The sequence below is a fragment of the Cryobacterium sp. MLB-32 genome, from assembly GCF_000738085.1.
Taxonomy (GTDB): Bacteria; Actinomycetota; Actinomycetes; order Actinomycetales; family Microbacteriaceae; genus Cryobacterium.
This window is the reverse complement of record NZ_JPRS01000052.1, coordinates 37,672-45,018: the sequence shown is the minus strand read 5'-3', so window position 1 is coordinate 45,018 and position 7,347 is coordinate 37,672. Positions and strand designations below refer to the sequence as shown.

Below are 7,347 nucleotides of genomic sequence, written 5' to 3'. Positions count from 1 at the left end.
GCGGTGCACGGTTACTACATCGGCTACAAGTTCCAGAAGGGCCTCGAGAAGGTCACCCAGGAGCGTCGCGACGAGATCAAGGACTACGCCTTCAACCTCGTCTTCGAGCTGTACGAGAACGAGGTGCAGTACACGCAGGACCTGTACGACGAGGTCGGCTTGACCGAAGACGTGAAGATGTTCCTGCACTACAACGCCAACAAGGCGCTGATGAACCTCGGCTACGAGGCCATCTTCCCGAAGGACGTCTGCGACGTGAACCCGGCGATCCTGTCGGCGCTCTCACCGAACGGCGACGAGAACCATGACTTCTTCAGCGGATCGGGTTCCTCGTACGTGATCGGCAAGGCCGTGGTTACCGAAGACGACGACTGGGACTTCTAGCCCGTCTCTATCAGCACGAAGGCCCCCGAGAAATCGGGGGCCTTCGTGCTGTGACGGGGAGACGGCATCCGCATAACTCCTGCAATTTCTGAACCCGGGTGAGCAGATCCGCGTAATCACAGGGGGCGGTGAAAACCCTCCCCACAGATCGCCGGAGTTATGGCGCAGCGTCGCAGACCCTTCTCATGCTCCGGGCGTGCTGGGGCGGCTAGGGTTGGGCATCTCGGGTTCAACCAGAACGGTCAGATCCCCGAACGCACGTGATTGGAAGAGCACCATGGCCCAGAACCCCAAACAGAGCAACAAGGTTGCCCGAGCGGCAAGCTCGGGTAGGAGAGACCCGCGGTTCGCCGCTGCGGCGGAGAGCGCCGCGGCGCGAGCCCGCGCCCTGGCGAAGAAGAAGCCCGCCACGTAGATTAGCGAGCTGGTCAGTCGGCGCCGCGCAGGTAGGCCAGCTGGGCGCGAACGGATGCCTCGGCGGCGAACCGCACGGCGGCATCCGTTTGGGCGTACACCACGTCCGTGATCTGGTCCACGGTCGCATCGGAACCCAGCGTGGCGAGGGCGGCGCGCACCTGGTCGAGGCGCTCGTGGCGGTGCGCGAGGTAGGCGTGGCAAATGGCCGTCAGGTCGGGGAGCACCGGGCCGTGCGCGGGCAGCACCGTGGCCGGCCCGAGCGCACGCAGCGCCTCCAGCGAGGCGAGGTAATCGGCGAGGGTACCGTCGATGATCGACGTTCCGCGGCCGAGAACGGTGTCGCCGGTGAGTACCGAACCGGTCGGGCCGTCGCCGGGCAGGTGCAGGCAGACCGAGTCGTCGGTGTGCCCCGGGGTGTGCACGACCCGGATGCGGGTGCCGGCCGCCTCGAGCAGCTCGCCGTCGATGAGAGGGTCGCCGTTCACGCAAAATGCCGGATCGAACGCCCGCACCGGGGCTCCGGTCAGTTCGGCGAAGCGAACACTCGCCGCCGTGTGGTCGGGGTGTCGGTGCGTGATGAGCACGAGCTCGACGTGGCGGGTCGCGGCGAGGGCGGCGAGGTGGCCCTCGTCCAGCGGACCCGGATCGACCACCACGATGGAGCGCGAATCGGGCGCGCCGATGAGGTAGCTGTTGGTGCCGTCGAGTGTCATCGGCCCGGCGTTCGGCGCGAGCAGGCTTCGGGTGAACGGGCTCGTGTGCTGCGGGCGGGCGATGTCATCGGGCATAGCTCGCAGCTTACGCGGGCGACGCTGGGCGGCGTTAGGGTGGGGGGAAGGTTCAGGACCCGACTGAATCAAGCGAGGACACCGCGATGACGCGAGATGCACAGACCGCCCCGGCGCCGATCGGGGTGGCCGCCACCGTGGTGTTGCTGCGCGACAGCGCGCACGGCCCCGAAGTGCTGTTGCTCGAACGGCCGCGCCACCGCGGGTCGTTTGCTGGTGCGTGGGTCTTTCCGGGCGGCGGCGTCGACCCCGAAGACCGTGTGGAGACGGATGCCGCGGCGCCCGACTCCGCTGACGGTGCCGACGACAGTGACGACGGCGAAGAGCGCGCCGCGCGCCGCGCGGCCGTGCGCGAGGTGCGCGAAGAGACCGGTCTGGAGATCTCGCCCAATTCGCTTCTGAGCACCGCGCTCTGGATCCCGCCGGCCAGCGCACCGAAGCGGCTGCGTACCTGGTTCTACGTCACGACCGCGCCGGCGGGCACAATCGTTCTCGCCGAGGACGAGGTTGTCGACCATGCGTGGCTGCGGCCGGAAGACGCACTCGAGCGGCACGCCTCCGCGTCGCTGACGCTGGTCGCGCCCACCTGGGTGACCCTGCACGGGCTGTGCGGCGTCGGTTCGGTCGCCGAGATTCTGGCGAACGCGGCGAAGCGTGGCCGAGCTCGATACGAGACCCGGCTCCGAGAGAGCGGGAGTGGCCCCGCCCTGTTCTGGGCGGGCGACGTGGCCTACGACGATGACGCGCACGTGGACGAGGCCGGCGGTCGGCACCGCCTCACTATCGGCGAGTTGCCGTGGGTGTACAGCACGAGCGGTCGGCCCTAATCCGGGCCAACCCTACTGCGTCGCAACGAAGTCCGCCAGAAGGACATCGAGTTCGGCCTTGTGCTCCTGCACGTACCGCGATTCCAGCGCGAATGTGGTCTCCAGAGCCTTCTGATCGAAGTCAACTTCTCTGATGCATTCGAGGTCGGCGACGGCCTGCGTGATCTCCGGGCCCCGCAGCGCATCCAAGGTGGCCGCGTCGGGCAGAACTGCGTCGGGCCCGGACGCAGTAGCGTACACGGCGTTGGCTTGTTCCTCGAAGGAAGCTGGCGCATCCGCTCGGGTGGCGAATAAGGGGAAGCCGGCATCGACGAGGCAGGTCGACCAGGGCACTTCGAGGGCGTGCATCTCAACGGATGATTCAACACCCTCAGAAGATGAATCCACGTGGCCCCACGCCGCGTCAACGACGGCCGTCACTCTGGCATCTTCCAGGGGCGGGGTTGCTGCCTCCGCCATGTCGATGCAGCCCGTTCCGTCAAGTGCAGGCTGCTCGGAGCCGTCTTCGTTCGGTGCAAGGAGTATCCATTGGCCGTGAAGAGTGTCGCTGTAAGCCTGCTCCCGCTCATATCCCAGGGTGTCGAGATATCCCCGGTTCGGATCGATGTACTCGTCGTCAAGGGTCAAATCCTCAAGCGTCGGAATCATCCCGTAGCCGTGAATCGCGGTCCACTCGTCTTCGTCAAGTGATTCCGAAAATGTGGAAAGGTCTGCCTGCGGGTCATCGGGGATGTAGTCGAATCCGGCGGCGGCCATGCACGCGACAACAGCAGCCGATACGGTGGCGCTGCGGGCCGCCTCGGCTTGTTCGTTGTACTCCGGAAAAAGCTCTCCGATATAGTCCATCAGCGGGCTGCCGGTGAAATCCACGGCCTCCACGGTGGGGGTGCCTGCGGCCTTGGGCGGCGCGTTGACGGCACATCCCGCGAGTGCGACAGAGAGCAGAGTGGCGACGGCAGCTGCCGCCCAGAGTGAGTGATGGCGCATGGAATTCCCCTAGTGGATGATGACCGCGACGGGCGTTTTCCACGGACGGATCGCCCCCCGATCAGTTATCAAGTTAGTGCATCATTCACATCTGTGGCGACACAGTCACGCGGCACGTGCGCTAGTACCAGTTGTTGGACTCCGAGTGGGCCCAGGCACCGCAGGGTGTGGTGTACCGCGAAGCGATGTAGCCGAGGCCCCAGCTGATCTGGGTGGCCGGATTCGTCTGCCAGTCGTCGCCGGCCGATTGCATCTTGCTGCCGGGCAGGGACTGCGGGATTCCGTAGGCGCCGCTGCTGGCGTTGTAGGCGTTCACCCGCCAGCCCGACTCGCGCTGCCACAGCGACACGAGGCAGCCCAACTCGGCTGAACTCCAGCCGCGGGCGGCCACCTGGACCGCGGCGATCTTCTGGGCCGCACCGCGGTCGACGACGCCTCCCGTCGGCGGAGGCCCCGCAGTGCCCGGAGTGCCCGGCGCCGAGGGGGAAGCTGCTGCCGCGGATGCCGCCGCGGCGGCGTTCGCGGCGGCCTGCCGTTGCTGCTCCACGAACGCCTGATGCTCGGCCACGCCGGTGCGGTATTGCCGCTCCACCTCCGTGGACGAGTTCTTGAGCGACGCGAGCTGGGCGTAGAGGGTCTCGCCGGTGGCCTGCTTCACGGCCACCTCGGCATCCGCGGCCCGTTGTGCCGTCTGCGTGGCGGCCAGGGCAGCCCGGGCTTTGTTCTGTAATCGGTCGCGTTCGCGCGTCATGACTTCGGCCTGAGCGGTGAGGGCCTCGGCCGCGTTGCGTTCGGCGTCGGCCTGCTCGGTGAGGCGGCCCGCCTGTTCGGTGAGTCGCGACATGGTGCCGAGCCGAAAGAGCAGGTCGTCGGCGTGCGCGCCGTCGAACAGGGCGCTCACCGACAGGCTGCCGCCACCGGAACGGTACAGCTGGGCGCCGAGCGCTCCCAAGCGTGTGCTGCTGGCCACCGAGCGGGCGGATGCCTCCTCCGCTCGAGCCGTCAGCACCGTGTGCCACGCGTTTGCCGTGCCGAACCGGGTCTGAGCCTCGGCGGAGAGAGAAGTTTGCGTCACGGCCACGTCGCCGAGTTCGGCCGCGCGCGCCTGCAACCCGTCGAGGGCGGACTCGATCCGCACGACCTCGGCCGCCGTCGCCGTCTCGCTCGACCTGGCCGCCTCCACGTCGGCCCAGGACGGGTACTCGTCGATGGCCGAAGCCGCTGACGTGACACCCACGCTCGAGGCCACGAGAGCGGCCGCGGTCGCCAGGCACAACACCCGCCCCCATCGACCCATATCTCAGCCCCACCTCAGAACAGCGAGCTTAGCCTCGAACCCGCGCGGTACGAAACGACCACGTGGCACCTCGGTACTACGCATGTCGCTGCCAAAACATCCCGCTGGCCGACGCCGCGAGGTCTCCGCTGGCCATAACCTGTGAGAAAGCAGCGAATGTCGGCCGCACGCGGCAGACTTCCAGACAGATGATCGTAATGGGGAAGAGGGTTCACGCCATGCCGGAGTTCACCGAAGCGGAGCCGCTCACCGAGCCGGTCGAGGCCGATGCGCAGGCGGCCCCGCCGCCCACGCCACCGGGCGACGCGGCGGCGGCGCTCTCGATCCGCGGACTGGGTAAACGTTTCGGCGAGACCGTGGCCGTGAACGGCATCAGCCTCGACGTTCCGGTGGGGTCCTTCTACGGCCTCGTCGGTCCCAACGGAGCCGGCAAAACGACCACGCTCTCGATGGCCACCGGACTGCTCCGCCCCGACGTGGGCGAGATCTGGATTCAGGGCATCGACGTGTGGAAGAACCCGCTGGAGGCGAAGCGCCTGGTGGGCATCCTCGCCGACGGAGTGCGGCTCTTCGACCGGCTCTCCGGCCAGCAACTCGTTACCTATTCGGGCCTGCTGTCGGGGATGACCCGCGAAACCGTGGCCGAGCGCGTCGCCGACCTGCTGAACCTGCTCGACCTGCAGGATGCCGCCGGCACCCTCGTGGTGGACTATTCCGCCGGCATGACCAAGAAGATCGCGCTCGCCTGTGCCCTCGTGCACGCCCCGCGGTTGCTCGTGCTCGACGAACCGTTCGAATCGGTCGACCCGGTGTCGGCCGCGAACATCCGCGATATTCTGCAGGGCTACGTGCGCTCCGGGGGCACCGTGATCGTGTCGAGCCACTCCATGGACCTGGTGCAGCGGATGTGTGACCACGTGGCCGTGATCGCCGCCGGCCGCGTTGTGGCCGCCGGCACCATCGACGAAGTGCGTAATGGATCGACGCTCGAAGACCGCTTTGTCGAACTCGTCGGCGGGCGCCACCACGCAGAGGGGCCGGCATGGTTAAACATCTCGTAACGCTGCGCCTCCTCCTGCTGCGCAACAGCCTGCGCCGCAGCCCCTGGCAACTCGTGGCCGTGATCTTCGGCGCGATTTACGGAATCGGCCTGCTCATTGGCGTGACCGTCGGCCTCTTTGCGCTCAGCAACGCCCCCGTTGACATTGGCCGAATGGTGGTCGTGCTGGCCGGTTCGGCCACGATTCTTGGCTGGCTCGTGCTCCCCATCGTGGTCTCCGGCATCGACCAGACGCTGGACACCGCGCGCCTGGTGAACTTTCCGATCCCGCTCAGCCAGTTGCTGATCGGGCTCACCCTCGCCGGTGTTCTTGGCATTCCGGGAATCGTCACGCTGCTCGCCGCGCTCGCCACTGCCGGAACGTGGTGGAAGCATCCGGTGCTCGCTCTGGTCGCTCTCGTGTGTGCCGCGCTCGCCGCCCTCACCTGCGTGGTGGGATCGCGCATGGTGACGGCCCTGAGTTCCACGCTCACCTCCGGTCGTCGGTTCCGGGAGGTGGCGGGAACGCTCATCCTGATTCCGGTGTTCCTCGCCGGGCCGATCTTCGCCGGCACCTTCAGCGGGCTCGACAGGGCTCAGGGTGCCCTGCCCGGGGCAGCCGAGACACTGTCCTGGACTCCGCTCGGCGCGCTGTGGGCGGTTCCCTCTGAACTCGCGCTCGGGCAGTACGGCGCCGCGGGGGTGAAGTTCCTGATCGGAGTCGGGACGCTCGTGGTGATGGCGCTGGTCTGGCGGAGGGCGCTGGCCATCGTGCTCGTCACGCCGGCTCGATCCGCGTCGCGCAAGGCGGCCAGGGGCAAGCTCGGCCTGTTCGCATTCGTTGCGGAGACGCCCACCGGGGCGGTGCTGGCGCGCACGCTCACCTACTGGATCCGTGACCCGCGGTATTCGAAGCAGCTGATCATCGTGCCGCTGATGCCCGCGCTCCTGTGGTTCTACAGCACCACGAATGACTCGCTCGCCTTCTTCAACGGGATGGCACCGATCGCTGCGCTGCTGCTGGCCCTCGCCATCTACACCGACCTCTCCTACGACAGCACGGCCTTCGCCCTGCACATGTCGCTGGGGGTCACCGGACGAGCAGACCGCACCGGGCGCGCGCTGGCCGTTCTGGTCTTCGCGGGCCCCATTGTGCTGATTTTCTCCGTGGTGTCGGTGTGGCTCTCAGGCTCGTGGAGTCTGTTGCCCGGTCTGCTCGGCCTCTCGATCGGCATTCTGCTGAGTGGCCTCGGGCTGTCGAGCGTGTCGTCCGCCACCGTTGTGGTTCCGGTTCCGGCGCCGGGAGACAGTCCGTTCAAGTCGCCTCCCGGGGCCGGGTTCACGACCTTCGTGTCGACCCTGGTCACCTGGGGAATTCTCACGCTACTGGTCGCCCCCGAATTGACCCTGCTAATCGTGGCCGCCTCGACGGGTCAGGCGATCTTCGGCTGGCTTGGTCTCGTGCTGGGGCTCATTCTCGGTCCGGTGTTCTTCGTGGTGGGCATCCGCTGGGGCGGCGCCCGCCTCGACCGACGCGCCCCGGAGCTACTCGAGTCGCTTGCGCTGCAGCGGTAGCCACCGCTTCCGGCGGCCGATGCTCGTGCGTCT

The 7,347-nt window shown here is 67.5% G+C and carries 8 protein-coding genes; 5 read left to right on the top strand and 3 right to left on the bottom strand.

Annotated elements, in window-relative coordinates:
• Both JF66_RS07610 and JF66_RS22915 read left to right on the top strand, forming a co-directional pair.
• Positions 1 to 384: ribonucleotide-diphosphate reductase subunit beta (locus tag JF66_RS07610; protein ID WP_035876731.1), on the top strand; the 384-nt coding region annotated here is incomplete at its 5' end.
• 277 nt (positions 385 to 661) lie between these two features.
• Positions 662 to 799, top strand: a complete 138-nt coding sequence (locus tag JF66_RS22915) for a hypothetical protein (RefSeq protein WP_156109690.1) — start codon at positions 662 to 664, stop codon at positions 797 to 799.
• A gap of 13 nt (positions 800 to 812) precedes the next feature.
• Here JF66_RS22915 and JF66_RS07605 read toward each other — a convergent pair whose 3' ends face one another.
• Entirely contained in the window at positions 813 to 1,589 is a 777-nt protein-coding gene (locus JF66_RS07605; protein ID WP_035876709.1) for an MBL fold metallo-hydrolase, read from the bottom strand.
• 86 nt (positions 1,590 to 1,675) lie between these two features.
• On the opposite strand from JF66_RS07605, the gene JF66_RS21625 reads away from it, so the two are divergent.
• Entirely contained in the window at positions 1,676 to 2,416 is a 741-nt protein-coding gene (locus tag JF66_RS21625) for an NUDIX domain-containing protein (protein ID WP_051973260.1), read from the top strand.
• 12 nt (positions 2,417 to 2,428) lie between these two features.
• On the opposite strand, the gene JF66_RS07595 is transcribed toward JF66_RS21625, so the two are convergent.
• Together JF66_RS07595 and JF66_RS07590 are read right to left on the bottom strand one after the other, a co-directional pair.
• A complete protein-coding gene (locus JF66_RS07595) occupies positions 2,429 to 3,403 on the bottom strand; it encodes a hypothetical protein (RefSeq protein WP_035876708.1) in 975 nt (324 codons plus the stop codon).
• A 121-nt stretch (positions 3,404 to 3,524) separates the two neighbouring features.
• On the bottom strand, positions 3,525 to 4,700 hold the full coding sequence (locus JF66_RS07590; RefSeq protein WP_035876707.1) for a lytic transglycosylase domain-containing protein: 1,176 nt from the start codon (positions 4,698 to 4,700) through the stop codon (positions 3,525 to 3,527).
• Between the two features lie 218 nt (positions 4,701 to 4,918).
• Here JF66_RS07590 and JF66_RS07585 point away from each other — a divergent pair, with 218 nt between their 5' ends.
• A complete protein-coding gene (locus tag JF66_RS07585; protein ID WP_081882223.1) occupies positions 4,919 to 5,761 on the top strand; it encodes an ABC transporter ATP-binding protein in 843 nt (280 codons plus the stop codon).
• Positions 5,743 to 7,314, top strand: coding sequence for a hypothetical protein (locus tag JF66_RS07580; protein ID WP_035876705.1), 1,572 nt, complete (start codon positions 5,743 to 5,745; stop codon positions 7,312 to 7,314). The genes JF66_RS07585 and JF66_RS07580 overlap by 19 nt, the downstream gene beginning before the upstream one ends.
• The last annotated feature ends 33 nt before the right edge of the window (positions 7,315 to 7,347 follow it).